Source organism: Burkholderia territorii (assembly GCF_902833055.1).
Taxonomy (GTDB): domain Bacteria; phylum Pseudomonadota; class Gammaproteobacteria; order Burkholderiales; family Burkholderiaceae; genus Burkholderia; species Burkholderia territorii.
On the sequence record NZ_CADFEJ010000189.1, the window covers coordinates 1 to 254 of the forward strand.

The window sequence follows — 254 nt, forward strand, 5'->3', positions numbered from 1 at the left end:
AGCTCGATCAGCTCGCTGTCCACCTCGACTTCGACGGGCATCAACTCGCTGTCGACGGGCCTGAGCTCGACCGATAGCACGGTGGCTTCGCTGTCGACCTCCACGTCGACCGGCCTCTCGTCGGCAACAAGCTCGATCAGCTCGCTGTCCACCTCGACTTCGACGGGCATCAACTCGCTGTCGACGGGCCTGAGCTCGACCGATAGCACGGTGGCTTCGCTGTCGACCTCCACGTCGACCGGCCTCTCGTCGGC

1 protein-coding gene is annotated in these 254 nt (G+C 65.0%); it reads right to left on the bottom strand.

The features are described from left to right. A partial coding sequence (locus HW466_RS32180; protein WP_279610407.1) for a hypothetical protein occupies positions 1–254 on the bottom strand: 254 nt, incomplete at both ends.